The organism is Micromonospora sp. MH99 (assembly GCF_021442385.1).
GTDB lineage: Bacteria > Actinomycetota > Actinomycetes > Mycobacteriales > Micromonosporaceae > Micromonospora.
In genome coordinates this window covers 1-25,536 of the sequence record NZ_MUZA01000022.1, presented here as the reverse complement: position 1 = coordinate 25,536, position 25,536 = coordinate 1, and the positions used below count along the sequence as shown (strand labels likewise).

At 73.1% G+C, this 25,536-nt stretch carries 25 protein-coding genes; 10 read left to right on the top strand and 15 right to left on the bottom strand.

The window, feature by feature from the left end:
* Entirely contained in the window at positions 1-1,407 is a 1,407-nt protein-coding gene (locus tag B0E54_RS14270) for an FAD-dependent oxidoreductase (protein ID WP_234583943.1), read from the top strand.
* A gap of 48 nt (positions 1,408-1,455) precedes the next feature.
* Here the strand turns inward: B0E54_RS14270 and B0E54_RS14265 are convergent, their stop codons facing one another.
* The 6 genes from B0E54_RS14265 to B0E54_RS14240 all read right to left on the bottom strand — a co-directional run bounded on the left by B0E54_RS14265 (position 1,456) and on the right by B0E54_RS14240 (position 7,161).
* Positions 1,456-1,809, bottom strand: a complete 354-nt coding sequence (locus B0E54_RS14265) for a TraR/DksA C4-type zinc finger protein (RefSeq protein WP_234583941.1) — start codon at positions 1,807-1,809, stop codon at positions 1,456-1,458.
* Positions 1,810-1,847: 38 nt separating this feature from the next.
* On the bottom strand, positions 1,848-3,053 hold the full coding sequence (locus tag B0E54_RS14260; protein WP_234583940.1) for a ferritin-like domain-containing protein: 1,206 nt from the start codon (positions 3,051-3,053) through the stop codon (positions 1,848-1,850).
* Positions 3,050-3,895 carry a phosphate/phosphite/phosphonate ABC transporter substrate-binding protein gene (locus tag B0E54_RS14255; RefSeq protein ID WP_234583939.1) on the bottom strand — a complete coding sequence of 282 codons (846 nt, stop codon included), beginning with the start codon at positions 3,893-3,895 and terminating at the stop codon, positions 3,050-3,052. Before B0E54_RS14255 ends, B0E54_RS14260 begins: the two co-directional genes overlap by 4 nt.
* The gene (locus B0E54_RS14250; protein ID WP_234583937.1) at positions 3,895-5,064 is read right to left on the bottom strand and encodes an acyl-CoA dehydrogenase family protein; all 1,170 of its coding nucleotides are present in this window, start codon (positions 5,062-5,064) and stop codon (positions 3,895-3,897) included. The genes B0E54_RS14255 and B0E54_RS14250 overlap by 1 nt, the downstream gene beginning before the upstream one ends.
* A gap of 78 nt (positions 5,065-5,142) precedes the next feature.
* Positions 5,143-6,090 (bottom strand): ion transporter, encoded by a 948-nt coding sequence (locus B0E54_RS14245; RefSeq protein WP_234583935.1) that lies wholly within the window; start codon positions 6,088-6,090, stop codon positions 5,143-5,145.
* Positions 6,091-6,303: 213 nt separating this feature from the next.
* Positions 6,304-7,161 carry an SDR family oxidoreductase gene (locus B0E54_RS14240; RefSeq protein WP_234583934.1) on the bottom strand — a complete coding sequence of 286 codons (858 nt, stop codon included), beginning with the start codon at positions 7,159-7,161 and terminating at the stop codon, positions 6,304-6,306.
* Positions 7,162-7,248: 87 nt separating this feature from the next.
* On the opposite strand from B0E54_RS14240, the gene B0E54_RS14235 reads away from it, so the two are divergent.
* On the top strand, positions 7,249-7,644 hold the full coding sequence (locus B0E54_RS14235; RefSeq protein WP_234583933.1) for a helix-turn-helix domain-containing protein: 396 nt from the start codon (positions 7,249-7,251) through the stop codon (positions 7,642-7,644).
* On the opposite strand, the gene B0E54_RS14230 is transcribed toward B0E54_RS14235, so the two are convergent.
* Positions 7,641-8,591 (bottom strand): DMT family transporter, encoded by a 951-nt coding sequence (locus tag B0E54_RS14230; protein WP_234583931.1) that lies wholly within the window; start codon positions 8,589-8,591, stop codon positions 7,641-7,643. The two genes, B0E54_RS14235 and B0E54_RS14230, sit on opposite strands and share 4 nt — an antisense overlap.
* On the opposite strand from B0E54_RS14230, the gene B0E54_RS14225 reads away from it, so the two are divergent.
* Entirely contained in the window at positions 8,590-9,978 is a 1,389-nt protein-coding gene (locus tag B0E54_RS14225; RefSeq protein WP_234583930.1) for a PLP-dependent aminotransferase family protein, read from the top strand. The genes B0E54_RS14230 and B0E54_RS14225 overlap by 2 nt on opposite strands.
* Before the next feature lie 133 nt (positions 9,979-10,111).
* Here B0E54_RS14225 and B0E54_RS14220 read toward each other — a convergent pair whose 3' ends face one another.
* Positions 10,112-11,074 (bottom strand): AraC family transcriptional regulator, encoded by a 963-nt coding sequence (locus B0E54_RS14220; protein WP_234583929.1) that lies wholly within the window; start codon positions 11,072-11,074, stop codon positions 10,112-10,114.
* Between the two features lie 481 nt (positions 11,075-11,555).
* On the opposite strand from B0E54_RS14220, the gene B0E54_RS14215 reads away from it, so the two are divergent.
* Positions 11,556-12,218 carry a hypothetical protein gene (locus B0E54_RS14215; protein WP_234583927.1) on the top strand — a complete coding sequence of 221 codons (663 nt, stop codon included), beginning with the start codon at positions 11,556-11,558 and terminating at the stop codon, positions 12,216-12,218.
* Between the two features lie 187 nt (positions 12,219-12,405).
* A complete protein-coding gene (locus B0E54_RS14210; protein WP_234583925.1) occupies positions 12,406-13,914 on the top strand; it encodes a phosphoesterase in 1,509 nt (502 codons plus the stop codon).
* Between the two features lie 119 nt (positions 13,915-14,033).
* On the opposite strand, the gene B0E54_RS14205 is transcribed toward B0E54_RS14210, so the two are convergent.
* Positions 14,034-14,621, bottom strand: coding sequence for a MarR family winged helix-turn-helix transcriptional regulator (locus B0E54_RS14205; RefSeq protein ID WP_234583924.1), 588 nt, complete (start codon positions 14,619-14,621; stop codon positions 14,034-14,036).
* Between the two features lie 115 nt (positions 14,622-14,736).
* Between B0E54_RS14205 and B0E54_RS14200 the strand changes: the two genes are divergently transcribed.
* From B0E54_RS14200 to B0E54_RS14190, 3 genes are all read left to right on the top strand, one after another.
* The gene (locus B0E54_RS14200; RefSeq protein WP_234583923.1) at positions 14,737-16,329 is read left to right on the top strand and encodes an LLM class flavin-dependent oxidoreductase; all 1,593 of its coding nucleotides are present in this window, start codon (positions 14,737-14,739) and stop codon (positions 16,327-16,329) included.
* A gap of 79 nt (positions 16,330-16,408) precedes the next feature.
* The gene (locus B0E54_RS14195; protein ID WP_234583922.1) at positions 16,409-17,005 is read left to right on the top strand and encodes a helix-turn-helix transcriptional regulator; all 597 of its coding nucleotides are present in this window, start codon (positions 16,409-16,411) and stop codon (positions 17,003-17,005) included.
* Positions 17,002-18,258 carry an MFS transporter gene (locus B0E54_RS14190; protein WP_234583921.1) on the top strand — a complete coding sequence of 419 codons (1,257 nt, stop codon included), beginning with the start codon at positions 17,002-17,004 and terminating at the stop codon, positions 18,256-18,258. The genes B0E54_RS14195 and B0E54_RS14190 overlap by 4 nt, the downstream gene beginning before the upstream one ends.
* Positions 18,259-18,284: 26 nt before the next feature.
* Here the strand turns inward: B0E54_RS14190 and B0E54_RS14185 are convergent, their stop codons facing one another.
* The 4 genes from B0E54_RS14185 to B0E54_RS14170 all read right to left on the bottom strand — a co-directional run bounded on the left by B0E54_RS14185 (position 18,285) and on the right by B0E54_RS14170 (position 21,205).
* The gene (locus B0E54_RS14185; RefSeq protein ID WP_234583920.1) at positions 18,285-18,980 is read right to left on the bottom strand and encodes an alpha/beta fold hydrolase; all 696 of its coding nucleotides are present in this window, start codon (positions 18,978-18,980) and stop codon (positions 18,285-18,287) included.
* Between the two features lie 39 nt (positions 18,981-19,019).
* Positions 19,020-19,400 (bottom strand): VOC family protein, encoded by a 381-nt coding sequence (locus B0E54_RS14180; protein ID WP_234583919.1) that lies wholly within the window; start codon positions 19,398-19,400, stop codon positions 19,020-19,022.
* A gap of 201 nt (positions 19,401-19,601) precedes the next feature.
* Positions 19,602-20,639, bottom strand: a complete 1,038-nt coding sequence (locus B0E54_RS14175) for a major royal jelly family protein (RefSeq protein WP_234583918.1) — start codon at positions 20,637-20,639, stop codon at positions 19,602-19,604.
* Positions 20,640-20,794: 155 nt separating this feature from the next.
* Positions 20,795-21,205 carry an MmcQ/YjbR family DNA-binding protein gene (locus tag B0E54_RS14170; RefSeq protein WP_234583917.1) on the bottom strand — a complete coding sequence of 137 codons (411 nt, stop codon included), beginning with the start codon at positions 21,203-21,205 and terminating at the stop codon, positions 20,795-20,797.
* 142 nt (positions 21,206-21,347) lie between these two features.
* On the opposite strand from B0E54_RS14170, the gene B0E54_RS14165 reads away from it, so the two are divergent.
* On the top strand, positions 21,348-23,150 hold the full coding sequence (locus B0E54_RS14165; RefSeq protein ID WP_234583916.1) for an acyl-CoA dehydrogenase: 1,803 nt from the start codon (positions 21,348-21,350) through the stop codon (positions 23,148-23,150).
* A gap of 12 nt (positions 23,151-23,162) precedes the next feature.
* On the opposite strand, the gene B0E54_RS14160 is transcribed toward B0E54_RS14165, so the two are convergent.
* Positions 23,163-23,339 (bottom strand): hypothetical protein, encoded by a 177-nt coding sequence (locus tag B0E54_RS14160; protein WP_234583914.1) that lies wholly within the window; start codon positions 23,337-23,339, stop codon positions 23,163-23,165.
* A 184-nt stretch (positions 23,340-23,523) separates the two neighbouring features.
* Positions 23,524-24,237 carry a spermidine synthase gene (locus B0E54_RS14155; protein WP_234583913.1) on the bottom strand — a complete coding sequence of 238 codons (714 nt, stop codon included), beginning with the start codon at positions 24,235-24,237 and terminating at the stop codon, positions 23,524-23,526.
* Positions 24,238-24,365: 128 nt separating this feature from the next.
* Here B0E54_RS14155 and eccB point away from each other — a divergent pair.
* The coding region (gene eccB, locus B0E54_RS14150; protein ID WP_234583912.1) for a type VII secretion protein EccB at positions 24,366-25,536 on the top strand (1,171 nt) is incomplete at its 3' end.

Sequence of the window (25,536 nt, the reverse complement as noted above, 5' to 3'; positions counted from 1 at the left end):
ATGAACGCTCTGGACAGCCTTCCCGTCGTGGTCGTCGGCGCCGGCCCGACCGGCCTCGCCGCCGCCGCCCACCTGCACGAACGCGGCCTGCCCTTCGTCGTCCTGGAAGCCGGCGACACCCCCGGCGCCGCCGTCGCCCGATGGGGTCACGTCCGGGTCTTCTCGCCCTGGCGCTACAACATCGACCCGGCCGCGCGCCGGATCCTCGACGACGCCGGCTGGATCGCCCCCGACCCGGAGGCCCTGCCGACCGGCGCCGAGATGGTCCGCGCGTACCTCCAGCCGCTCGCGGAGCTGCCCCAGCTCAAGCCGCACGTCCGCTACGGCGCCCGGGTGCAGGCGATCAGCCGCCTCGGCCTCGATCGGCTGCGCACTGCCGGCCGCGACACCACGCCGTTCCTGGTCCGCCTCGCCGACGGAGAGGAGCTGCTGGCCCGCGCCGTGCTCGACGCCTCCGGCACCTGGGACACCCCGAACGTCCTCGGCGCGTCCGGCCTGCCCGCCCGGGGGGAGGCCGACGCCGCCGCGTACCTCGAACACGCCCTGCCCGACGTGCTCGGCGCCGACCGGGACCGCTTCGCCGGCCGGCACACGCTCGTCGTGGGCGCCGGTCACTCCGCCGCGAACACCCTGCTGTCCCTGGCGGAACTGGCCGCCACCGAGCCCGGCACCGAGGTGACCTGGGCGATCCGCACCACCTCGCCCGCGCGCACGTACGGTGGCGGGGACGCCGACGCCCTACCGGCGCGTGGCGCTCTCGGCGCACGGCTGCGGCAGCACGTCGACGCGGGCCGGGTCCGGCTGCTCACCGGCTTCTGGGTGCACGCCCTCACACCTGCCGACGGACGCGTCCGGGTGGTCGTCCGGCACGCCGACGGCGGCGAGGAGTCGGTGCTCGTGGACCGTGTCGTCGCGGCCACCGGGTTCCGCCCGGACCACTCGATCACCGCCGAACTGCGGCTGGACCTCGACCCGGTGCTGGGCGCGACCCGCGCGCTCGCCCCACTGATCGACCCGAACGAGCACTCCTGCGGCACCGTGCCTCCGCACGGCATCGACGAGCTCACCCACCCGGAGGTCGGCTACCACGCCGTCGGCATGAAGTCCTACGGTCGGGCGCCGACGTTCCTCATGGCCACCGGCTATGAGCAGGTCCGCTCGGTAGTCGCCGCCCTGGCCGGAGACTGGGCCGCCGCCCGGGACGTCCAGCTCGACCTGCCCGAGACCGGCGTGTGCAACAGCAACGCCGCCGACTCGGTCAGCGGCGACAGCTGCTGCGGCCCGACGCCGGTCGTCGAGCCGGCCCGACGCGGGCTGGCCACCGGCGTCTCCGGCGGGCTGCTCAGCCTCGTCGCCGTCGACACCGCGCCCGTCGAGGGCCAGGCCGGCGGCTGCTGCGCCAGCTGACGTCCCCGTGGCGGCGGCGTCCGCCGGCCCCCGGGCCCGTGGGCGCCGTCACCGTCGGCTGGCGCAGGCCACGCAGGTACGCGCCGACGGGCGGGCGGCGAGCCGCTCGGCGGGAATCGGGCGCCGGCATCGTTCGCAGATGCCGTAGCTGCCGTCGTCGACGCGGCTCACCGCCTCGTCCAGTTCGGCCAGGCGTCGACGTGTCGCGTCCAGGACGGCGCTGAGCTGTGCCCGTTCGAACGCGATGGTGCTGCCCTCGGGGTCGTGCTCGTCGTCGGCGTTCGACGACCGGGACGCCTCGAACAGGCTCCGCAGGTCGCCCTCCAGCGCGACGGCCTCCGCAACGGTTTCGTCGCGTCGCCGCAGGAGATCCGCCCGGAGCGCGCGGGATTCGGTGTCCATGGCGGTTCCACGGTACGCCCGGTGCCGTGCGCCGGGGTCTACATGAAGTTGCGGGTGTGCAGGGCGGAGAGCGCGGCCGCCTCGTCCGGCCGGAAGCCCAGCCGGACGAGGCGGCGCTGGCGGCCCTGGTCCATCGCCTGTTGCAGAGCACGGACGTGGTCGAAGCCGGCGGCCACGTCATCGGGGTCCCACCCGCCCGCCGCGAGCACCACCAGCGCGTCGAAGACGTCCGCGTTCAGGCCCGCGGTGTCGGCCAACGCGTCGTGACGACGGTGGATCGCGGCACGGAGTCGGTCCCGCAGCAGTGGGTCGACAGTCGCCTGGTGCTCCAGGTGGGCCATGCCGAACACCACGTGCCGGCGCTCGTCCTGCATCGCCAACCAGCAGATCCGGCGGGTCACCGGATCGGGAGCGTGCCGCACCAGGAACCCCAGCAGGTCGACGAAGCTGCCCTCACCGAGCACCGAGAGCAGGAACGACGCGAGGGCGAAATCGGACTCGGCGACGAGTGTGAACAGCGACTGCCGGCCACCCGCCGAGGACGTGCCCAACTCCGCGCCGCGCAGCAGCGCCCGCCGGCTGAAGACCTCCATGTGCCGGGCCTCGTCGGCCACCTGCACCGCGAGGAACTGCATCACCTCCCGAAAGTGCGGGTGGATGCGACCGATGAACCGGGCCGGTACGACGAGAGCCGCCTGCTCGTTCTCGACCAGGTAGGTCATGATCTGCACCACCGCGGCCTCGACATCCGGCGGCAGCGCGAACGTGTCGTCCCACGGCACCGCCGTCTGCGGGTCCCACTGCCGTGCGGCGGCCTGCGCGTACAGCGCGGGGGCGATGTCGGCCCACACCAGATCGCGGTCGTCCAGGTCGAAGCGGGCCTCGGGTCCGCCGGCCTCCAGCAGCGCGCCACGGGCACCGAGGCCCCAGCGGGGCGGTGGACGACTGCTCAGCGCCGACGGCAGGGCAGGCCCGGCCCGCTCCGCGCCGAACCAGCGGTCGTCGTCGGCGGCGCCCCGGACGACCACCGCCACCAGGCGACTCCGGTCCGCCGGATCGGGCCATTCGACCCGGTGACCCCGGTTGCGGCACCACGCCGGCAGGTGCACGCCCAACGCCGCATCGGTGCCGGAGACCGCCACACGGGCACCGGGCGGCAACCCGGCCAGGGCGCGCTGCACCAACAGGTGCGCGCCACTGCCGAAGCCGAGGCCGCCCAGGTCGATCTCGACGTCGGCGGTCACGGCCGGTAGTCCGCGGCGGTCACCCGCCCGTCGGCGGCGTAGAACCCACTCGCGTCGACCGCCTCGGCGAGGGCGTCGTACCCCGTCGTACGGCCGTCCTGCCAGGCCGTAAGGCCCTCCAGGTCCAGCAGCGGGCGGACCTGCGGATCGGCGTACGACATGCCGCGCAGCAGGGTGCCGAAGAGCTGGACCCCGTCGGACGCCGGCTCGCGCACCGTCATGTTGCAGTGGTCGTACCGACCGGTCTGCGCGACGATCCGGGTGCCCTCGGATGGCAGCGTGCCCTCCTGGACGAACATCAGGTGGTTGGCGTCGATCATGCAGGCGGCGTCGACCTCCCCGGCCGCGAGGGCGCGGGCGGCGTCACGTTCGCCTCCGACGTGGTCACCGTGCAGCCCGACGCCGACGTCGAACCGGCGCACGTCGACACGGACTCCGGCCGCGGCGAGGTGACCGAGCGGGATCAGCGTGGCCTGCGGACTGTCCACCGCGCCGGTGGCCACCACCCTCCCGGGGAGATCCTCGACCCGGTGTACCGGCGAATCGGCGCGCACCACCACGACCGAGGTGAGGTCCCGGTCGGTGTCGCGCATCGTGAGCGCCTGCACGGAGCCGCCCCGGGCCGTTGCCAACCGCTCGGCGCGCAGCCACGCGAGCGGGGAGTTCCAGGCCGCGTCGATGCGGCCGGCGACGAGGTCCTCGACCTGTCGCTCGTAGTGCGAGTAGAGAACGAAGTCGAAATCCAGGCCGTGATCGCGCAACCAGCCGCGAAAGCCCTCCCAGATGGTGACGACCTTGGGGTCGTACGCGACCGCGCCCATCAGTACCGACGGCGCCGCCATCAGCGGTTGGCCTCGTCGAGCAGCGGCAGGCCGGTGGCGACGCGGCCCACGAAGTCGTGCAGAGCGTCAGTGGTCGGTGCCATCACCCGGGCGGCCCGCGAGTCGCGGAACCGGCGCTCCAGGCCCAGCTCCTTGCGAAAGGCGCTGCCACCGCAGAGCCGCATCGCGCCGTCGGTGACGTCCGCGACCGTCTCGCCCGCCAGGGCCTTGACCTGCAACACGCGCAGCGTCGCGTCGTCGCGGCCGGTCTCCACCGCGGTGAGGGTGTCACCGAGGAAGGCGCGCAGGGCGTCCGTGCGGATCTTCAACTGGGCGAAGTCGCGTCGGGCCACGGGCGCGTCCCGAAGCGCCGCGCCGGTGTGCGTGAGCGTGGTGCCGGTGAGGTGCCGGGCCGCCTCGGCGACCGCGCTGTCGGCGAGGCCGAGACAGAACGCCGAGTTGAGCACCAGGAACCAGGGGAGTACGGCGCCGAGCGCGGTGTCCAGGCCGGTGCCGTCGGTGCCCAGCATCGCGTCGGCGGGGACCACCACGCCCTCGGCCGTCATCGGCCGGGAGCCGTTGCCGCGAAGGCCCAGCCCGTCGAAGTCACCGGCGACGCGGAGCCCGGCGCTGTCGGCGGGCACGAGCCACAGCGTCATCGGCCCGGCCCCCGACGCCAGCGGGAGACTCGACCAGACGTAGCTCTCGGCCTCGCCCGCCGAGGTGACCCAACTCTTGCGGGCGTCGAGTCGCACCGCGTCGTCGCCGGACGCCGTCGCCGAGCCGGTGGGCGACCAGAAGTGGCTGCGGGAACCGAACTCGGAGAACGCCAACGTGGTCAGGTGACGCCCGTCGGCGATGGCTGTGCGCACCTCGTGCGGGCCGTGCGCCTCGATGACGGCGGTCGCCGCGTAGTGCATCAGCACCACCATCGCGGTGGACCCGCACTCGGCGGCCAGCCGTTCGATGACGTCGGCGACAGCGCGCATGCCCTGGCCGCCGCCACCGACCTCGGGCGAGCAGGCCAGGCCGAGCAGGCCCGCCGCGGCGAGGGCGTCGACGCCCTCGCGGGGGAAGGCGCCGTCCCGGTCGACGGCCTCCGCCCGTGGGCGGATCACGTCGTCGATCACGGTGCCGAGTGTGGTCAGGACGTCGGTGCGGGACTGGACATTGTCGACGCTGGCCGTCATGGAGATGCCCCTTCAGTCGGCCCCTGGGACGAGCATCGAGACTAGCCGATCCCGTTGCCACCGAGTGTCAACGTCGGATCACCGTTTGGAGCGGACGTCCTCCCGGTGCGGTCGGCCGTGCGCGTCCTCCCGGTCGATCCGCAACTCCCGTTCCAACTCGGCGATGACCGCCCGCAGGTCGTCCAGCCGCTGGGTGAGCGCGATGCGGTCCACCTCGTCGGGTACGCCGTCGCCGTCCTCGTCGTAGCCGGGGGCCAACCGCTCGGTCATCTCCAGGCGGCGGGCCTCCTCCATCGAGTTGACGATGACCGCGATGAGGATGTTGAGCAGCAGGTTGACGGTGATCACCACGTAGCTGACGTAGTAGAGCAGCGTCCACGGCGAGATGGCCAGGCCCTGCTCGATGAGGTCCGGCAGTGTCTCCAGCGAGAGCAGCACGAACAACGTCAGCAGCGAGCGGCCGATGTCGCCGTACTCGTCCGGGTACCTGTCGCCGAAGATCAGCCAGCCGGCCATCCCGTACACGTAGAGCGTCACCACGGCCAGGGCGAGGAACCCGCCGACGCCGGGCAGGCTGCGCCACAGCGCGGACACGATGGTCCGCAGGCCCGGCGAGAACCGCACCAGCCGGACCATCCGGGCGACCCGCACCACGCGCAGCAGCGCCGAGTCGCCGTGCAGGCCCGGAACGAAGATGGCCGCGATCACGACGAAGTCGAAGACGTTCCAGCCGTACCGGAAGAAGTCCTGCGGACGTCGCCCGTAGGCCGCCAGCCGGATGCCGATCTCGACGACGAAGACCGCGCGGAAGATCGCCTCCAGGGCGTGCAGCGCCGGGGTCGCGGGGACCAGACCGTCGTACGTCTCCAGCCCGAGGACGATCCCGTTGGCGAGGATGACGACGACGATGCCGATCTCGAAGGGCCGGGACCGGGCGACCCGCGCGCAGACATCGGTCAGCGCGGGCCGGGCACGTCCTGGTGTGGACGGTGGGCGTCGCTGCGCCGGCGCCGGCGAGCCGCTCATTCGGCTGCCGATCGGTCGGCGCGCGTAGGAGCCGTCGTGTGGGCCCCCCTCCGGTCGTCGTGGGGGCGGCGCGGAGGCATGTCACCACCCTAGCCAAGATCAAGGAAGGTGGGGCGGTCCCGAGGTGGCCCCGACCGGTCCCGCTTCGCCGGCCGTGCGCCGGGCGGGCGACGGGGCCGTACGCCCGTCGCCCGCCCGCGGATCCGGGTCCCCTCAGGCCCGCGCGGCCCGGATGGCGTCGCGCAGCGGGGTGCTCGGCCGGCCGATCAACCGGCTGAGGTCGTCGCTGTCGGTGGCCAGCTCGCCGATGGCGATCGAGTGGTCGAGGGCGGCGACGAAGCCGGCGGTGCCGGCGTCGAGCCCGACGTTCTCCAGCGCCGACGCCAGCTCGGCGGCCGACAGGTCGCGGTGCACGACGGTGGTGCCGGTCACCTCGGTGACGGCGTCGGCGAGCTCGTCGAAGGTGAACGCGGTGCCGCCCAGCTCGTAGACGGCGTTGCCCTCCTCGTCCCGGGTCAGCGCCGCCACGGCGGCGGCCGCGTAGTCGGCCCGGGTCGCGGCGGAGACCTTGCTGCCACCGGTGGCGCCGAGGATGGTGCCGCTCTGCAGGTACTGCGGCAGCTGGTCGGTGTAGTTCTCGGTGTACCAGCCGTTGCGCAGCACGGTGTACGGCAGGCCCGATGCGGCCAGGACCTCCTCGGTGGCCTTGTGCTCCGGCGCGAGCGGGTTCGTGGTCGTGTCGGCCTTCAGGATGCTGGTGTAGACCACGCGCCCGACCCCGGCGAGTTTGGCGGCCTCGATGACCGCGGTGTGCTGGGCGGTCCGCTGCCCGGGGGCGTTGCCGGAGATGAGCAGCAGGCGGCGCGCGCCGGCCACGGCGCCGGGCAGCGTCGACGGGTCGTCGTAGTCGGCCCGGCGGATCTCGACCCCGCGCCCGGCCAGGTCGGCGGCCTTCTGCGGGTTGCGGACGATCGCGGCGATCTCGGTGGCGGGCACGCCGGCGCCGAGCAGGTGCTCGATCACCAGGCGGCCCAGCCGGCCGGTGGCGCCGGTGACGGCATACGTGGGCATGGGGACCTCCGATAGACGGTGACGAAACGTAAGCACTTACGAATCTATAGCACAAGCTCTCGGGTAAGCGTCGGGTAAGCTGGTGAGATGAGCGGCATGCCGGCCCGGGACCCGGCGGGGCCTACCCAGGAACTCGTCAGCGATGTCTTCGCGCGCGGCTGCACGTCCCGCGCCGCCTTCGAGAGCGTCACCTCGAAATGGGCCTCGCTCGCCCTCCTCGCGCTCGGTGAGGGCAGTTACCGGTTCAACGCGCTGCGGCGGCGCATCGACGGGGTCAGCGAGCGGATGCTCTCCCAGACCCTGCAGACTCTTGAACGCGACGGCATGCTCACCCGCGAGGTGCTCACCGCGATCCCGCCGCGCGTCGAATACTCGCTGACCCCGCTCGGCGCCCGGGTCGCCGATCAGTTGCGCGGCCTCGCGGACCTCCTGGAGGCCTCGGTGCCCGAGGTGCAGGCCGCCCGCGAGCGCGACCAGGGCTAGACCGGGCCCGGTCGTGCCCGTCGTGCGGCGAGCTCCGATCGCCGGGTGCGTTGGACCAAGACGACGCACACCAGCACCACCACCGCCGCCGCTACCGAGGCGGGGGTGACGCTCTCGCCGAGCAGGAGTGCCGACCACCCCAGCGTGAGCACCGGCTGCGCGAGCTGGACCTGACCGACCTGCGCGATGCCGCCCCGGGCCAGACCCGCGTACCAGGCGAAGAAGCCCAGAAACATCGAGACGACTGTGAGGTAGCCGAACGCCGACCAGCCGAGGGCGTCGGCGTGCGGCCGGTCGGCCACAGCGGCGACGAGAGTGACGGGCACGGTGACGGGCAGCGCGAGCAGCAACGCCCAGCAGATCGTCCGCGCGCCACCCAGCTCGCGGGCGAGCGCGCCACCCTCGGCGTAACCCAGGCCGCAGAGCACGACCGCGGTGAGCAGGAACAGGTCGGGCAGGGCGAGCGTGCCGGTCACCTCGCCACCGGCGCCGAGAAAGGCCAGCACCGCCAGCAGGCCGCCGATGCTGGCGACCCAGAACAGCGGCGGCGGGCGTTCACCGGCACGCAGCACCGCGAACACGGCCGTCATCGCGGGCAGCGCGGCGATGACTACCGCGCCGTGCGCGGAGGTCTGGGTGCGAAGCGCCAGCGAGGTGAACAACGGAAAGCCCACGACGACGCCGAGGGCGACCACCGCCAGCCGCCGCCACTGACCGCGCGAGGGCCGGGGTGCGCCGGTGAGACGCAGGTACGCCCAGGCCAGCAGCCCCGCGCCGACCGCCCGGCCGAACGCGACGAACCAGGGGTCGAGGTTCTGCTGGACGGCGACGCGGGTCGCGGGCAGCGAGAGGCTGAACCCGAGCACACCCAGCGCGCCGAGGGTGAGGCCGCCGGCCCGGCCCGCTGTTACCGCGCCGGCGACAGTAGCGCTACTGTTGTCTCTCATGGAGAACGGTAACGCAGCCGATCGCGTTATCCAAGATCTACGCGGGCTGGCGGCTGCCGCCGGCCCCGGCGCCCGCCTGCCCTCCGTACGCGAGCTGACCGCCCGACACCAGGCCTCTCCGGTCACCGTCGCCGAGGCGATCCGGCGGTTGGTGGCCGACGGGCTCATCGAGGCGCGGCCCGGCAGGGGCACCTTCGTGGCCGCCCCGCCGGACGAGCGACGCGTGCCCGACCTGTCCTGGCAGACCGTCGCACTCGGCCCCCGCCCGTCCGGTGAGGACGAGATGCAGGCGCTGCTGGCGCTACCGCGCGCCGGCGCGATTGCGTTGTCCGGCGGCTATCTGGACTCGGAACTTCAACCCGCCGCCGCGTTGGGTGCCGCCCTCACCCGCGCCGCCCGCCAGCCCGCGACCTGGCAGCGTGGACCGGTCGAGGGGCGCGAGGACCTGCGCGCCTGGTTCGCCCGTGAGGCCGGGTCCGGGCTGCGGGCCGAGGACATGGTGATCTGCCCCGGTGGGCAGGCCGCGCTGTCGTCGGCGTTGCGGGCGCTCACCGCCCCCGGCGACGCCGTGCTCGTCGAGTCCCCGACCTATCTGGGCGCGCTGGCCGTGGCCCGGGCCGCCGGACTCCGGGTGGTGCCCGTGCCGGCGGACGCCGACGGGGTCCGTCCCGACCACCTCGCCGCCGCGTTCGCCCGCACCGGCGCGCGGCTCTTCTACTGCCAGCCGCTGCACGCCAACCCGCACGGCGCGACACTGGCGGCTCACCGCCGGGCGCAGGTCGCCGACGCGGTACGCGACGCCGGAGCGTTCCTGATCGAGGACGACTACGCCCGCGACCTCACCATCGACGGTCCGGCCCCACCGCCGCTGGCCGCCGACGACCCCGACGGGCACGTCATCTACCTGCGCTCGTTGACCAAGTCCACAGCGCCCGGGTTGCGCGTCGCGGCGATCGGCGCACGCGGACCAGCCGGCGCCCGGCTGCGCGCGGCCCGGCTGCTCGACGACTTCTACGTCGCCGGCCCCCTGCAACAGGCGGCGCTGGAGTTCCTCACCTCCCCGGCGTGGCCGCGGCACCGACGGGCTCTGGCCACGGCGCTCGGGACCCGGCGGGCGGCGTTGGTCGCCGCGCTGCGGCGGCACCTTCCCGACCTGTGTCCGCAGTCGATCCCGCGCGGTGGTCTGCACCTCTGGGTCCGCCTGCGCGGCGGCGCCGACGACGTGGCGCTGGCCGCCGCCGCTGCCGCCGAGGGCGTCATCGTCTTTCCGGGTCGTCCCTGGTACGCCGCCGAACCCTCGGCGCCGCACCTGCGCCTCACCTACGCCGCCGCGGCGCCCGAGCTGATGGACGAGGCCGTTCGCCGCCTCGCCCGGGCCCTGCGCTGAACGGTCGCCGTTCTGGTTGGTGTCCGGAACGCAGATCGTGGTCATCTCGGCGGGACAGCTCGCGAGGGTGGGCCGGCCCGGCGACGCAGCGCGATCAACTCGTCGTGCGGCAACTGTGGCGCCAGGGGCCGCCTCAGGCGCGGAGCGTCTCGCGGGGCGGCACGCCGTAGCTGGCGTGGTACCGGGCGGTGAACCTGCTGTGGTTGGCGAACCCCCAGCGACTCGCGATGGCCGACACGGTCTCCCGGCGGGGGTCGGCCCGGACCAGGTCGTGGTGGGCCCGGTCGAGCCGGATCCGGCGCAGGTACGCCATCGGGGTGGTGCCGAGATGGCGGCGGAAGGCGAGTTGCACCGCGCGCTGCGAGACGGCGGCGGCGCCGGCGATGTCGGCGGCGCTGATGTCCCGGTCGGCGTTCTCCTCCATGAAGGCGACGGCGCGGCGCAGGGTGGCGGTGCTGGCGTCGCGGCGGTCCTCGGTGGTCTCGTCCGTGAACGCCGTGTTGGGGAAGATCGCGAGCGCCGCCGCGGCGAGCATCCGCGCGGCGTTGCCGATCACCAACGGCTGGGCGCTGCCGCTCGGGATGCCCGCCACGACGTCGATGACGTAACTGGTGGTTCGGTGCCACTGCCGGGCGAGCGGCGCGGTGACGCCGCCGAGGTCGGTGAAGCGGATCTGGCCGGGTCTTCGGGCCGTGGCGGCGGTCGCCACCTGTGTCAACACACCGAGGTCCAGGACGCAGAGTTCCACCTCGCCGGGTTCCCACCGCAGGTGCAGCGGCTGACCGGGACGGGTGACCAGAAAGGCGTCGCCGGGGCCGAACCGGTGGGCCGAACCCCCGCAGGCGCGGCTGACCATTGCCGTGCGGGTGCGGCAGACGACCAGCCCGTCCATGTCGCCCACCTGGACGTCGAGATGAGCGCTCTGCCCGGTCCTGGCGAGGGCGAACGGCCCGGCGTCCACGCGCCGGTGCACGAGGTGGTATCCGGCCTCGCCGGCCCGGATCCGCAGGTCCGGGGTGTACGTGCTGGCCAGGAATCGGTGGATGGCCGCCGGGTCGCGGCTGTCGAATCCTCGGGTCTGCACTGGTGACGTCATCCGCTGTCTCCGTCCGGGAGGGAACCGCCGGGTGAGGACCAGGGCCGGCGGTGTGGTCAGGACGTGTCTGGGCGCACGGGCCGATGGTCGGCACGTTGCTGACCGGTGGTTCGGCGGTGGCGCGGTCTCCTCGGGGTCACCGGCGATCGGGTGATCAGAGGAGGATCCCAGTGGACATCGGGTGTTGAAGGAGGAACGGGTGGCGACCGGTCGAGCGTTGTCGAGGTGGGCCGAACGTTAAGGAATCCCAACAACTCACATATCCATTGATGGGAATTCCACCATACGGCAGTCGACAATGTACCGCTGGTGATCCGACGTTTTGGCGAGTCGACTTCGTTTTTCGGCTATGGCGCGAGGTGATCCTGCGCCTGCTGTCCTAGTCGCTCCGGCGGCCACAGCGAAATCTTGTTCATGATCTCCGGACGTCGCGGCGTCCGGACCACTGCCGGAGATCCGGCCAGCAGGCGGAGGTGAGGCGTTGGACAGTAACGATCCGGACCGCGTCGTTCGGCTGGCGGTGGGCGAAGCGCTGGCGCGGGTGGCCGACGAGGACAGCCTCGGACTGGGTGAGGGAGACGCGCTGGCGAGCCTCGGCGTCGCGCTGCGGACGGTGCTGCGCCGCGCGCTCGACGACCGGGTGCCGCTGGCCACGCCCGAGTTCGTCGACCTGTGCCGCGACCTGCGGCTCAATCGTGACTCCTTCGACCTGTTGGGGCACTACCTGCTCACGGCGCTGCTGGCCCACCAGGTGGGGCCGGACGCCCTGGTCCGCGTCGGGGCGCTCCTGGGCACCGTCCGGCGCTATCTGCCCGCCCCCCGCCCACCCGCGCGACGCAACGGGGGCCCCGAGCCCCGGCGACGCGACGTACGTGCGGACAACAGTGTGGTCGGCCGGTACCGACGGTCCAAGCTGCCCGAGCACCTGCCCAGTCCGCCGAGCTGGACCTGCACCGGATGTGGCCGCGAATGGCCCTGCGCCACCAAGCAGAGTCAACTGCTCGCCGAGTTCGGCGGGGCGCGTGCCGCGCTCGCCGTCTACCTCGGGTCGTGCCTCGTGGCCGCCGCCCAGGATCTGCCGACGCTGCCCCTGCCCCGAGCACGACTCCGCTTCCTGGGCTGGCTGCCACGCGCCCGGATCTGACCCGCGCCCCGCTGCTGCGTACGCCCCGCTGTCGGCGCGTGACCCGCTGCCGCACCCGGCCGCGCCCTTCAACGGGCTCGGCCAGGGTGTTCATCGTCCACCCGTCCGCCGTACGGCGGGTGTTCACCAACCTCTTCAAGGCTTCTTGATCGAAAGAGCATTCGCTTGATCGAGGAGAGGCTCTCACGTGAGAGACAAGCAAGCCGAAGAGGTCGAGCGCGCGCAGTTGTCGCGGCGCAAGCTGGTCAAGTACGCGGGTGTCGGCGCGACGCTGGCCGCCGCCAGCCCGCTGGTGGGCGCGGGCGCGGCGTGGGCCGACGAGGAGCGCCGTCCCGGCGACGACACGAGCGACCGGGGCAACGCCAAGAGCCGGTCCTGGCGCGCGGGTGACCACCACGTGCACTCCGAGTACAGCGGCGAGTTCGACACGACGAAGAGCCCGATCGTCTTCCACAAGGGCGCGGACGCGGTCTACCCGATCGTCACCAACGCGATCATGGCCAAGAACTTCGGCCTGACCTGGGCGATGTGCACCGACCACGGTGGACCGACGCACTCCAAGGTGAACATCGAGCAGGCGTACCCCGACCTGTTGCGCTCGCGCAAGCTGGTCCCCGAGGTGCTCCAGTTCTGGGGCATGGAGTTCGACGCGCCCTCGCTGGATCACCACACGCTGATGATCCCGCGCCACGACGACGAGGCGAAGCAGCTCTTCGAGCTGGAGAGCCGGTTCGCCAAGTACGACGCGTTCCCCACCGACCCGGCCCGCGACACCGAGGCCAAGATGGTGGAGTTCCTCAAGGTTGCCCGGGGCATGCCGCACAAGCCGCTGGTGATCGCCCACCACGCGTCCCGTTCGGCGCCGGGCCTCGGTGTCTACGGTCAGGACACCCCGCGGGAGTTCCGCAACGGCAACAACGCCGCGCCCGACGTCTACATCGGCTTCGAGGGCGCACCCGGTCACCAGGCCGGCCCGCTCAACGGCGGGGCGCGGGGCGGGTACGGCAACCACCCCACCTACGGTGGCTTCGACCAGATGACCGCGCGGGTCGGCGGGCTCTGGGACTCGCTGCTCGGTGAGGGCCGGCGCTGGTGGATCACCGCGACGTCGGACTCGCACGTGCACTGGACGCGCGGCGGCTCGGACTTCTGGCCGGGCGAGTACAGCAAGACCTACGTGTACGCCCGTCAGGACTACGGCGACATCATGGACGGCCTGCGCAACGGCCGGATCTGGGTGACCACGGGTGACCTGATCCGCAGCCTCGACGTGACCGCCAGGTCCCAGGGGCAGACGGCGGAGGTCGGCGAGACCATCACGGTCAGCCGCCGCAGCCGTACCGATGTCGAGATCGAGATCACGTTCCGCCCGCTGGACGGTGTGAACGGCAACGGGGACCGTCCCGAGGTCCGTCGGGTCGACCTGATCGTCGGCCAGATCACCGGGCCGAGCGCCAACCTTGACGCCGACACCAACCCCACCACGAAGGTGGTGGCCCGGTTCGGCCCGCGCGACTGGCGTCGCCAGGGTGCGGACTACGTCATCCGGCACACCCTGCGCAACGTCGAGGCCGACACCTACGCGCGGGTGCGCGGCACCAGCACCGACGAGGCCGAGCCGCTCGCCGACGGGCTGGAGAGCCCGTGGGACGACCTGTGGTTCTACTCGAACCCGGTGTTCGTGCACGTGCGCTGACCCGTCGCCCCCGGCGACGCTGCCGCGACACGGTGGGCCCGCCGGCACTCCTCGACGCACGATGGTCGGGGAGGGCCGGCGGGCCCGCGCCGTCGCGACCGGCGCGAATCACGGCCCGGTCAGGCGTCGCCGCGTGCTCGGGCAGCGCGCGATCGACCGCGCTCGGGCGGTGCGTCCGGCCGGCTCGGCGTCGGCGCGGTGGGCTCGGGCCGTACCTCGGCGACCGCCTGGCAGAGGTCGCGCAGCGGGTCGATCGCCTGCGTCGAGCAGGCGACCCGTTGTAGCAGCGCGCGCAGGGTCGCCGACTCGGTGGGCGTGAGCGCCCCCAGCAGGTGCGCCTCGACCTGCCGCAGCGCCTCGCGGCGCTGCTCCCACGCCGCCCGCCCGGCGTCGGTGACGTCCACCAGCCGGCTGCGCCGGTCGGCCGGGTCCGCCCGCCGGGCGACGAACCCCGGGCGTTCGAGGTCGTCGATCAGGTACGTCAGCACCGTCCGGTCGATGCCCAGCTCCTCGGCGATTGCGCCCTGGTTGCGGGCCGGCCCGGTGGCCGCGGCGGTGAGCACCTGATAACCGCGCGGGCCGCCGGGGAAATCGGTAAGGGTGTGCTCGGCTGCCCGGATGTAGCCCCGGAACACGATTCCCAGCATCCAGCCCAGATCGTCGTCGAGGGGATCGGGCCGGTCCGGCCGATCGCTGGCACCCGTCATGCCCCGACAATAGCGCAGGATCACAAACCTTGTTGGCAGCAGATGTTCTGTCTGGCATAAGGTTGAGGCCACGACGCATCGTCCGACGCGTCGCGGACGACGGGAGGCTCGCACGATGAGCGACTACGGCCACGACCTGGTCTTCGGATCGTTCACCACGCCCGGCAACGACGATCCGGACCGCACGGTCGGGCTCGCGGTCCTGGCCGAGCAGGTCGGGCTGGATCTGGTCACCTTCCAGGACCATCCGTACCAGCCGCGATTTCTGGACACCTGGACGCTGCTGAGCTTCGTCGCGGCGCGCACGGACCGCGTACACCTGTCGGCGAACGTCACCAACCTGCCGCTGCGCCCGCCCGCCGTGCTCGCCCGCAGCGTCGCCAGCCTCGACCTGCTCAGCGGGGGTCGGGTCGCGCTGGGTCTCGGCGCGGGGGCGTTCTGGGACGCCATCGAGGCGATGGGCGGCCGGCGGCTGGCCCCCGGGCAGGGCGTACGGGCGCTGGAGGAGGGCATCGACGTCATCCGGCAGATGTGGGACGCTCCGGCGCGCGGTGGCGTGCGGGTCGACGGCGAGTTCCACCGGGTGGTCGGGGCCAAGCGCGGCCCGGCCCCGGCCCACGCGGTGCCGATCTGGCTCGGGGCGTACAAGCCGCGCATGCTCGCGCTCACCGGTCGCCGGGCCGACGGCTGGCTGCCGTCACTGGATTACCTCCAGCCCGGTGACCTGGCCAGAGGCAACAAGATCATCGACGATGCCGCGCAGGAGGCGGGCCGCTCGCCCCGCGACGTCCGCCGGCTGCTGAACATCTCCGGCACCTTCTCGTCGGCCGGGGGCGGCCCGCTGCACGGGCCCGCCGAGCAGTGGGTGCGGGAGCTGGTCGAGTTGGCGCTGGGCGACGGCGTCGGCACGTTCATCCTCGCCAGCGACGACCCCGACGACCTGCGCCGGTTCGCCGGCGAGGTGGCCCCCGCCGTGCGCGAACTGGTCGCGGCCGAACGCGACAGTGGCGCCACGTCGACGCGTACTCCCGCCGAGCCGGTCGTGGCCGCGGAGCCGGCGGCGCTCGTCGCGCCCTCCGCGCGGCCGACCCGCGCGCGGGTGACCGCCGGAGCCTTCGCTGTGGTGCCGACCCCGGACGACGGCCGGCGGCTCAGCGACCGGCAGGTCTGGGACGAGTCCGCCCGCCCCACCGGGCCCGCGCCCGACCCGACGCGCACCTACACCGCACACGAGCAGGCCACCGGCCAGCACCTGGTGCAGGTGCACGATGGCCTGCGCGGCGAGCTGGCCCAGATCCACGACCTGATCGAGCAGGTCGCCGCGGGCGAGATCGACGCCGGCGCGGCGCGCTCGCAGATCAACACGATGACCATGCGGCAGAACCGGTGGACGCTGGGCGCGTACTGCGAGTCCTACTGCCGCATCGTCACCACCCACCACACCATCGAGGACCAGGCCCTCTTTCCGCGGCTGCGACAGGCCGACCCACGGCTGCGCCCGGTGGTCGACCGGCTGGAGCAGGAGCACCACGTCATCCACGACGTGCTGGAGGGTGTCGACAAGGCGCTTGTCGCGTACGTCGGGGCGCTGGACGGGCTGGCCGAGCTGCGCGCCGCGGTGAACCTGCTGACCGACGCCCTGCTGTCGCACCTGAGCTACGAGGAGCGGGAACTCGTCGAGCCGTTGGCCCGGCTGGGGGTGATGTGAGCGGCGGCACCGTCAGCGCGATCATCGCCGGCGGTCTCCGGGGGTTGCTCCGCAGGATCTGAGAGACTACTTTCGAAACATGTCTCTCAAGAATCCGTACGGGGATTTCGAGATCACCGAGCCGCAGGCGCTGCGGGCGCTGGCGCACCCCGTCCGGCTGGCCATCCTCGACCGGCTCCAGCGTCACGGCCCGGCCACGGCCACGGGCCTGTCGCCGCACGTCGGCGCCACGCCGTCGGTGGTCAGCTGGCACCTGCGCCACCTCGCGACGTTCGGCCTGGTCACCGACGCCGACGGCGCCACCAGCAAGCGGGAGCGCTGGTGGCAGGCGGCCGCCCGGGGCTTCCGCTTCACGCTGCCCGACGACGCCGAGGGGGAGGCCGCGGCCCGACAGCTGCGCGGCGAGATGTTCGCCCGCTACGCCGACGCGCCCCAGCAGTGGCTGCTGCACGACGAACCCCGACTGGACGCCGAGTGGCGCGGGCTGGCCGGGGTGGCCGACACCAGCTTCGTCGCCACACCCGACGAGCTGCGGCACCTGGAAGAGGCGATCGAGGAGCTGCTCGCCCCGTACGTGCGGCGCAAGGACGACGAGACGACGCCGGACGGCGCCCAGCTCGTCCGGATGCTGCGCTACCTGCTGCCCGAGGCCAGCGACGATTCGTCCACGTCATGACGGCGCTCGACGCCCCACCCGCACCGGCGCTGGGCCGCGACCGGCGGTTCCGCACCTTCTGGATCGGCCAGACGATCACCGCGTTCGGCGACCGGGTCAGCGAGCTGGCCCTGCCGCTGATCGCCGTCTCCCTGCTCGCCGCGACGCCCGTGCAGGTCAGCGTCCTCACCGCGCTGATCTGGCTGCCCAACCTGCTGGGCCTGTTCCTCGGCGCGTGGGTGGACCAGCGCACCCACAAGCGTCGACTCCTGATCATCGCGGACCTGCTGCGCGCGGCCGTTCTGCTCAGCCTGCCCGCGGCCTACCTGTTCGGGGCGGTCACCCTCACCCAGCTGTACCTGGTGGCGCTGCTCACCGGCGCCGGGGCGGTGCTGTTCGCCCTGGGACAGCAGGCGTTCTTCGTCGCCCTGGTGCCGCGGTCGGCGTACGTGGACGCGAACAGCAAACTCAGCGTGAGCCGGTCCCTCTCGTTCATCGCCGGCCCGGCCGTCGGCGGTGGACTCGTCCAGGCGCTCAGCGCGCCGGTGGCGATCCTCGTCGACGCGGTGTCCTTCCTGGCCTCCGCGCTGCTGCTGCGGCGCATCCCGGTCACCGAGCCGCCACCGCCGCCACGGCGGACGTCCACGCTCGGCCTGGTCCGCGAGGGCTTCGCGCTGGTGCTGCGCCACCCGGTGCTGCGCGCCGCGCTCGGCTGCACCAGCACCGTCAACTTCTTCACCTTCATCGCCACGGCGCTGCTGGTGCTCTACGCCAACCGTGAACTCGGCCTGTCGGCCGGCGCGATCGGCGTCGCGTTCGGCATCGGCGCGCTCGGCGGACTCGCCGGCGCGGCCCTGGCGCCCCGCGTCTCGCGGGCCATCGGGCTGGGCCGCACCGCGATGATCGGCGCGGTGGTCTTCCCCGCGCCGCTCGCGCTGACGGCGTTGGTCGCCGGCCCGACCTGGGCGAAGGTGGCCATGCTGGCGGCCATCGAGCTGGTGTCCAGCGTCGGCGTGATGCTGATGGACGTCAACCTCAACGCCCTGCTCACCGCCGTCACACCCGACGACGCGCGCGGTCGTCGGGCCGGCGCGTACAGCGCCGTCAACTACGGCATCCGGCCGCTCGGCGCGCTGGTCGGCGGCGCGCTGGGCACCACCATCGGGCTGCGGCCGACCCTGGTCGTCGCCGGAGTGGGCGGCATGCTCGCCGTGCTGTGGCTGCTCGCGTCCCCGGTGCGCCACATCAGGACCCTCGACGACGCCGTGACCTGACCCGCCGGGCCGGCGCATGCGGAGAGTCAGCCGATCTGCTCCACCAGCAACCGGGCCAGCTCGTCGGGCTGCGAGAACATCGGCCAGTGGCCCGTCGCCATGGTGACCAGCCGCCACTGCTCGCTGGTCAGCAGCGCGGACACGGTGTCGTTGGGCTCCGGCCCGTCGAGCAGGCACTTGACGTACGTCGTCGGCAGCTCGCCCAGCGGACGCGCCAGCACGGCCGGCTCGGTAAGCGTGGCACCCGGGTGCGGGGTGCAGCCCTTGACCAGTCGCGCGATCTGCTCGTCGGTGAGCCCCTGACCGTCGAACTCGGCCACGTCGAGTGGCGCCCAGTCGCCGCCGTTGTCGGCGAGCACCGACTCGAACGCCGCCTGACCCTGCCACCAGCCGGACGCGAACGACAGGCCGTCGACCGGCACCTCCGCGTCGACGTAGACCACCCGGGTCAACCGGTCGCCGATCCGCCCGGCGGCCTGACCGACCGGGATGCCCGAGTAGCTGTGCCCGACCAGCACCACGTCGCGCAGGTCGCGTCGCTCGATCTCGCCGACGATGTCCTGCACGTGGGTCTGCTGCCCGGCGGGCACGCCCCGCCTCTCGGCGAGACCGGAGAGGGTCAGGGGACAGGTCTGGTGGCCGGCGGCCCGCAGCCCCGGCACCACCTCGTCCCACGCCCACGATCCCAGCCACGCGCCCGCCACCAACACCACATCCGCCATGGCCGGAACCCTAGCGCCGCCCTCCGACAGCCCGGCGCGTCACGACCAGGTTCGGGACTGGGCGTCGAACACCTCGGGTGGGCTCTCGACCGGCAGCACACAGAGCAGGTGCCCGCCGGGTGCCCGCAGAATCCGACACTCCAACCACTGCGACACCTCGGTGGCCCCCAGACCGACAAGTCGAGCGGTCTCCGCCGCCACGTCGTCGGTCTCGATGTCGAGGTGGTAGCGCGGCGCGTCGTCGACGGCCTGGACGGCGGTGACCAGGCCCGGCAACGCCTCGTGCAGGCCGACGAACTGCGGCTCGGCCGGATGGGTCCGGGTGTCGACGCCGAGCGCCGCCGACCAGAACTCCGCCGCCCGCGCGGCCTCCGCCTCGGGCGCGTCGATCAGCAGGGCGTACACACGGCTTCGATGCATGCGAGGCAGGATATCGAGGACTCCCACCCACCGCAGGTCGCGCCGAGGCGAGCGGCGATCTGCGTCGGCAGCGGGTAGGGAGTCTCGACCGGCAGGTGGTCCGTCGCCGGCCCGCACCAGCTGCCGTACACAATGGATGGTTGAGGTCCGTGACGGCGACACGACATGATCCGCACCGACCGCTTTTCAGGAATAACGCCGTCAGGCGTGGTCGATCGGGGGCGGACCGGCGTCGACAGGCATCCGGTAGATCCGGACCGGATAGTCGACGGCCGCGTGCCCGCCATTGAGGCCGGCGGTCAGGTGCAGTTGGGCCGCCGGCAGCCAGAGGTGACCCTCGGCGTCGAGCCACATCGCGTCCACCCAGGCCAGACGCGGGTCGGCGACGAGCGTACGGACGCTGCGGTCCGGCGCCAGGGCGAGCACGCGACGTCGTTCCACATCGCTGACGTAGATGGTGCCGAGCGCGTCGATGGCCGTCCCGCCGGTGCTGGGCGTGTCCCACCAGGGCTCCACCCGCCGGGCCAACTCCTCCGCGGACAGCGTCGGGTCGTCCAGCCAGCGGGTGCCGATCCGGGACATCCCACCCGAGGCCGGCTGGTAGTACAGCCACCGACCGTCCGGCGACACCTCCAGCTGGTCGGCGTTCAGGCACACCTCGGCGCCGCTGGGATCGCGCAGCGCCCGACCGTCGGCGACCACGGGCCCGCCCACCGTGCTCGGGTGCCCGTCCAACACCCGTCGGCACCGACCCGAATCGAGGTCCAGCACGATGAGGCCGGGCATGCCGGCGTCGGTGAGGTAAGCGGTGTCGCCGTGAAACCGGACGTCGTCGACGTAGCTGTGCGGGCGCACCGCGTCGTCGAGGTGGTAGACCCGATCCACCCGGTCGCTGGCCACGTCGACGGCGATCAGCCGCGCGCCGCCGGGCACCTGCTCACCGCCGAGCTGCCCGGACCCCGAATCGACGATCCACAGTCGGCCGTCCGGGCCCGCCCGCAACCCGTTGACGTGCACGAACGTTCCGTCCGGCGGTTGGTCCGGCTCGTTCCACGCGGCGTCCGGGTACGGGTTGCGGCCGCCGTCCGGCAGCGCCTCCGCCACCTGCACGCCCGGCCGGTCCGCCGCCGGGTAGCTCAGGAAGACCCGCCCCCGCAGGGTGGTCACACCTGTGCACACCCGGTCCTCGACGAGCACTGGCGTCAACCGAAGGTCCTCCTCGGTGCCAAGCCTGGACATCTGCCGCTCCTCACGCGACGGGCGGCGTCGCCGATTCCCGTCGATGACCCGCCACCGTTGGCGCGGTATCCCCGTGCCGGCCCCGGCGAAACGCCGAGACGGCGGACGCCGGTGCGCTGCCGGCCACACGCCGGCACGGCGGGCGGCGGGCGCGTTCAGCCGGGCCCGTCGACAAGTGCGGCGAGCCGTTTGGGCGCCTGCACGCGGTAGCTCTCGGTGAGCAGCTCGCCCACCTCGTCCCAGTCGGTGTCCGCGTCCAGGATCATGCCCAGCACGTTCGGGCTCCAGTCCGGCTTGTAGAAGGGGTGCCCGACGCTCAGGAGACCGGCGATCTCGTCGAGCGGTGATCGGAAGACCAACAGGCAGGCCGGCCGGCCGAGCGTGGCGGCGCGCGCGTGCGCCCCCTGACGGTCGGGGTCGACGGTGAGCACGTGGGCGAAGGTGCGCCGGCGGATCCGCCAACGTGTGCCCACCCAGGCCGGCTCCTCGTAGGTCTCCGGCAACCCGCGACAGATTGGGCGTAGCCGGTCGAGAACCTCGGGGTCGACGTCTCCGGGTGCGGTCACGGGCAGGGACGCTAGCCGACGGGTACGACAATGACGCCCGCCGGCGGCGGTGGTGTGCTCCCGGCGGATCGGTCAGGATGGGTCGGGGGCGACGCCGGGCCGCCGCCCCCGCCCGACAGACCCGAGCCCGCCGAGGAGTTCCGTGCCGTCCACCCTGCTGTCCCGCCGTGACCTGGACTTCCTGCTGCACGACTGGTTGCGGGTGTCGCAGCTCGTCGAGCGCCCTCGCTACGCCGAGCACTCCCGGGAGACCTTCGACGACGCGCTGGACCTCGCCGAGCGGGTGGCCACCGAGCAGTTCGCCCCGCACAATCGGGCCGCCGACCTTGCCGAACCGACGTTCGACGGGCAGCGGGTGCGGCTGATCCCGCAGGTGCGCGCCGCGTTGGACAGCTTCGCCGAGACGGGTCTGCTCACCGCCGGGCTGGACGCCTCGGTCGGCGGTCTGCAACTGCCGCAGGCCGTCGCCGCCGCCTGCTTCGCCTGGTTCCAGGCGGCCAACGTGGCCACCTCGGCGTACCCGATGCTGACCCTGGGCAACGCGAAGCTGTTGTTGGCGCACGGCAGCGCCGAGCAGGTCGACACGTACGTCCGACCCATGCTGGAAGGCCGGTTCTTCGGCACCATGTGCCTGTCCGAGCCGCACGCGGGCAGCTCGCTGGCCGACATCACCACCCGGGCCGAGCCGCAGCCGGACGGGACGTACCGGCTCTACGGCACCAAGATGTGGATCTCCGGCGGTGACCATGAGCTGGCCGAGAACATTGTCCACCTGGTGCTGGCGCGGATTCCCGGCGGGCCACCCGGGGTGAAGGGCATCTCGCTGTTCATCGTGCCCAAGGTGCTCGTCGCGCCGGACGGGTCGCTCGGCGACCGCAACGACGTGGTGCTCGCCGGGCTCAACCACAAGATGGGCTTCCGGGGGACCACCAACACCCTGCTCAGCTTCGGCGACGGCGGCCACACCCCGGCCGGTCGCCCCGGCGCCGTCGGCCACCTGGTCGGCATGCCGCACCAGGGGCTCGCCCAGATGTTCCACATGATGAACGGGGCCCGGATCGGTGTCGGCGCCGGTGCCATGGCGCTGGGCTACACCGGCTATCTCAAGAGCCTGGCGTACGCCCGCGAGCGGCCGCAGGGCCGGCCGGTCGACGCGAAGGACCCGGCGGCCCCGCAGGTGCCGATCATCGACCACCCGGACGTACGGCGGATGCTGCTGGCGCAGAAGAGCTACGTCGAGGGTGCCCTGGCCCTGGTGCTCTACTGCGCCCGGCTGCTCGACGAGGAGCAGACCGCCCCGCAGCAGACCGACCGCGAGCGGTCGCACCTGCTGCTGGACGTGCTCACCCCGATCACCAAGAGCTGGCCCTCGCAGTGGTGCCTGGCCGCCAACGACCTGGCGATCCAGGTGCTCGGCGGCGCCGGCTACACGCGCGATCACGACATCGAGCAGCACTACCGGGACAACCGGCTCAACCCGATCCACGAGGGCACCCACGGCATCCAGGCGCTGGACCTGTTGGGGCGCAAGATGACCATGCGCGACGGCGCGGGTCTGCTCCTGCTGACCGAGACCATCGGCGACACCGTCAGCCGGGGCCGCCGGGCCGGGGGAGAGGCGGCCGAGCTGGCCGACCGGCTGGCCGGCGCGGTGGACCGGATCGCCGCGGTCACCCGGCGGCTCTGGTCCGGCGGTGACCCGGTGCTGGCTCTGGCCAACGCCAGCGTCTACCTGGAGGCGGTCGGGCACGTGGTGATCGCCTGGATGTGGCTGGAGCAGGTGCTGGCGCTGCCGGTCCACAACGACGGCGACGCCTTCCACGCCGGCAAGCGGCAGGCCGCCCGCTACTTCTTCACGGCCGAGCTGCCCCGGACGGGCCCGCAGTTCGACCTGCTGGACAGCCTCGACCGGACCACGCTCGACATGCGCGCGGACTGGTTCTGAGCCGCGCCGGCGTCACCGTCGGCGGGTCTGGTGGTGCATGGCCTGCCGTCCCTTGACCACGCCCAGGATGATCACGATCACCAGCGCGATCAGGCCGATGATGATCAGCCAGCGGACCGCCTCGAGGAGCAGCCCGAGCAGAATCAGCACGCCGGCGACCACACCGACGACCCAGAGCAGGGCACGCATCGCGACCTCCAGTAACCCGGCCGCGGCGCGAGATGCGGCGACCCCGGGGCCGATCTTCCCGATCCCGTCGACCTGAAACGCCAGCCCGCCGTGGACGCGCTGCGCGACACCGCGCCGGGCGAGCGTGATCGTGACCGGTGGTCGTCCGTGACAGGCGCGCTGACCGGTGAGCGGCGGGCGGGATTCAGCGGTGGGCGACGTAGACCGTGTTGGCGGACTGGCCGCCGGTCAGCGGGTTGGCGAACGGTACGACATGCGCCCGCGCGGTCGCGAACACCTCCGTGAGCGCCGCGATGAACTCGTCGTCCGGCGGGTCGTCCGACCACAGCGCGAAGACGCCCTCCGGGCGCAGCAGCGCGGCGAGTCGGCGCAGCCCGTCCGGCGTGTAGAAGGGGGCGTGGCTCGGGTGCAGGACGTTGCGCGGCGAGTGGTCGACGTCGAGCAGAACCGCGTCGAAGAGACGCCCGGGTTCCTCGGCGTCGAACCCGTCGTCGCCGGCCACCGCGGCGAAGAAGTCGGCTCGCGCGAACCGCGTCCGGGGGTCCTCGGCGAGACCGGCCGCGAACGGCAGCAGCCCTCGCCGGTGCCAGTCGATGACGTCCTCGATGGCCTCCACCACGAGCAGTGCACGCACCCGCGGGTCGGCCAGCGCGGTGCACGCGGTGTAGCCCAACCCGAGGCCGCCGACCACCACGTCGAGGGCGTCGCCGGTGAGTTCGGCCAGGCCCAGCCGGGCCAGCTCGATCTCGGCGACGGGGAAGAGGCTGGACATCAGGTACTCGTCGTCGAGCTTGACCTCGTACACCTCGACCTGCAGCGCCGGATCGCGGCGCCGCCGCAGGCTGATCGCGCCGATCGGGGTCTCCCGCCAGGCCAGCTCCTCGAAACGCGCGCCCACGGGTGCCCTCTCGCCGCCGGATTCGTCCCCGGATGGTACCGGTCGGGGCCGGGCCGGCCACGCAGGGTCCACGGGACATCGACGCAGCGCATATCCTGTGGCCCGGTCGAACCAGCGGAAGGGACCTCATGCCGTCGCGGCAGGATCAGCTGCACTCCTACCAGTTCAGCGTCCAGCGGGCGGTCGCCGCACTGGTGATGCGGGAGACCGACCCCGCCCAGTCACCGTTTCGGCGGCTGGCGGGCGCGGGCCTGGCCAGCGTCCTCGTCGCGGCGATCGGGCTCGGGGGTTCGGCGCTCTACGGCCTGTTCGCCGGCGGTGGCAAGGGCTGGCGCGACCCCGGCGCGGTGATCGTGGAGAAGGAGTCCGGCGCCCGGTTCGTCTATCGGGAGCAGAAGCTGCACCCGGTGCTCAACTACGCGTCGGCGTTGCTGATCGTCGGCGCGGATCGGTCGAAGACCGTGCTGGTCTCCCGACGCTCGATCGACGACGTGCCGCGCGGCCTGCCCCTGGGCATCGCCGACGCACCGGACTCGCTGCCCGCCCCCGGCCGGCTGGCGACCTCGGCGTGGACGGTCTGTTCGACGGACGACGGCGAGGACCCCCGCTCCGCGCTGCTGATCGGCACCGACCCCGACGGCGGTCGGCCGCTGGGCGACGACGCGCTGCTGCTGCGCCATCCCGACGGCGGCCTGCACCTCGTGTGGCACCAGCGCCGGTATCTGGTCCGCGATCCCAACCGGGTGCTGGCCGCGCTGGCGACCACCCGGACGCGCGCGGTGCCGGTCGCGCCCGCCCTGCTCAACGCGCTTCCCGCAGGCGTGGATCTGGCCCCGCTGGCGCTGCCCGGCGAGGGCCGACCCTCCACCCGCGTGCCGGGCGCCACGATCGGTCAGGTCTACCTGGTGCGCAACTCCGGCGGCGGCCGGCAGTACGCGGTGGCGCTCGACGACGGGCTGGCCGGGATCACCGAGTTGCAGGCCGGGCTGCTGCTGGCCCGCACCGGGCAGGGGGAGTCTGAACCGATGACGCTGGGCCGGTTCGCCGCCCTGCCCACGCTGCCCGATCTTGCCCCGAGCGGCCCGACCGCGCCGCCGCCCGTGCCGCCCCGGCTCGCCAGCTCCGACGACGCGGCGATCTGCGCCCGGGTCGGTGACGACGGCGGCACGGGCGAGGTGCTGCGGGGCGTACGGCTGCCGGACCTGGCGTCCGTCCCACGGACCGCGCCGGGCGGCGGCGCGGCGCTGGCCGACCACGTGGTGGTGCAGCCGGGTGGCGGCGCGGTGGTCGAGGCCGCGG

What these genes read in the sequence shown, in the direction of transcription:
- B0E54_RS14245 (WP_234583935.1), bottom strand. Translation starts at nt 6,090, where the DNA reads ATGAGCGGCTCGCCGGCGCCGGCGCAGCGACGCCCACCGTCCACACCA.
- B0E54_RS14175 (WP_234583918.1), bottom strand. Translation starts at nt 20,639, where the DNA reads ATGTCCAGGCTTGGCACCGAGGAGGACCTTCGGTTGACGCCAGTGCTC.
- B0E54_RS14270 (WP_234583943.1), top strand. Translation starts at nt 1, where the DNA reads ATGAACGCTCTGGACAGCCTTCCCGTCGTGGTCGTCGGCGCCGGCCCG.
- B0E54_RS14205 (WP_234583924.1), bottom strand. Translation starts at nt 14,621, where the DNA reads ATGACGGGTGCCAGCGATCGGCCGGACCGGCCCGATCCCCTCGACGAC.
- B0E54_RS14255 (WP_234583939.1), bottom strand. Translation starts at nt 3,895, where the DNA reads ATGGCGGCGCCGTCGGTACTGATGGGCGCGGTCGCGTACGACCCCAAG.
- B0E54_RS14265 (WP_234583941.1), bottom strand. Translation starts at nt 1,809, where the DNA reads ATGGACACCGAATCCCGCGCGCTCCGGGCGGATCTCCTGCGGCGACGC.
- B0E54_RS14195 (WP_234583922.1), top strand. Translation starts at nt 16,409, where the DNA reads ATGTCTCTCAAGAATCCGTACGGGGATTTCGAGATCACCGAGCCGCAG.
- B0E54_RS14160 (WP_234583914.1), bottom strand. Translation starts at nt 23,339, where the DNA reads ATGCGTGCCCTGCTCTGGGTCGTCGGTGTGGTCGCCGGCGTGCTGATT.
- B0E54_RS14185 (WP_234583920.1), bottom strand. Translation starts at nt 18,980, where the DNA reads ATGGCGGATGTGGTGTTGGTGGCGGGCGCGTGGCTGGGATCGTGGGCG.
- B0E54_RS14180 (WP_234583919.1), bottom strand. Translation starts at nt 19,400, where the DNA reads ATGCATCGAAGCCGTGTGTACGCCCTGCTGATCGACGCGCCCGAGGCG.
- B0E54_RS14240 (WP_234583934.1), bottom strand. Translation starts at nt 7,161, where the DNA reads ATGCCCACGTATGCCGTCACCGGCGCCACCGGCCGGCTGGGCCGCCTG.
- B0E54_RS14250 (WP_234583937.1), bottom strand. Translation starts at nt 5,064, where the DNA reads ATGACGGCCAGCGTCGACAATGTCCAGTCCCGCACCGACGTCCTGACC.
- B0E54_RS14190 (WP_234583921.1), top strand. Translation starts at nt 17,002, where the DNA reads ATGACGGCGCTCGACGCCCCACCCGCACCGGCGCTGGGCCGCGACCGG.
- B0E54_RS14220 (WP_234583929.1), bottom strand. Translation starts at nt 11,074, where the DNA reads ATGACGTCACCAGTGCAGACCCGAGGATTCGACAGCCGCGACCCGGCG.
- B0E54_RS14235 (WP_234583933.1), top strand. Translation starts at nt 7,249, where the DNA reads ATGAGCGGCATGCCGGCCCGGGACCCGGCGGGGCCTACCCAGGAACTC.
- B0E54_RS14230 (WP_234583931.1), bottom strand. Translation starts at nt 8,591, where the DNA reads ATGAGAGACAACAGTAGCGCTACTGTCGCCGGCGCGGTAACAGCGGGC.
- B0E54_RS14225 (WP_234583930.1), top strand. Translation starts at nt 8,590, where the DNA reads ATGGAGAACGGTAACGCAGCCGATCGCGTTATCCAAGATCTACGCGGG.
- B0E54_RS14200 (WP_234583923.1), top strand. Translation starts at nt 14,737, where the DNA reads ATGAGCGACTACGGCCACGACCTGGTCTTCGGATCGTTCACCACGCCC.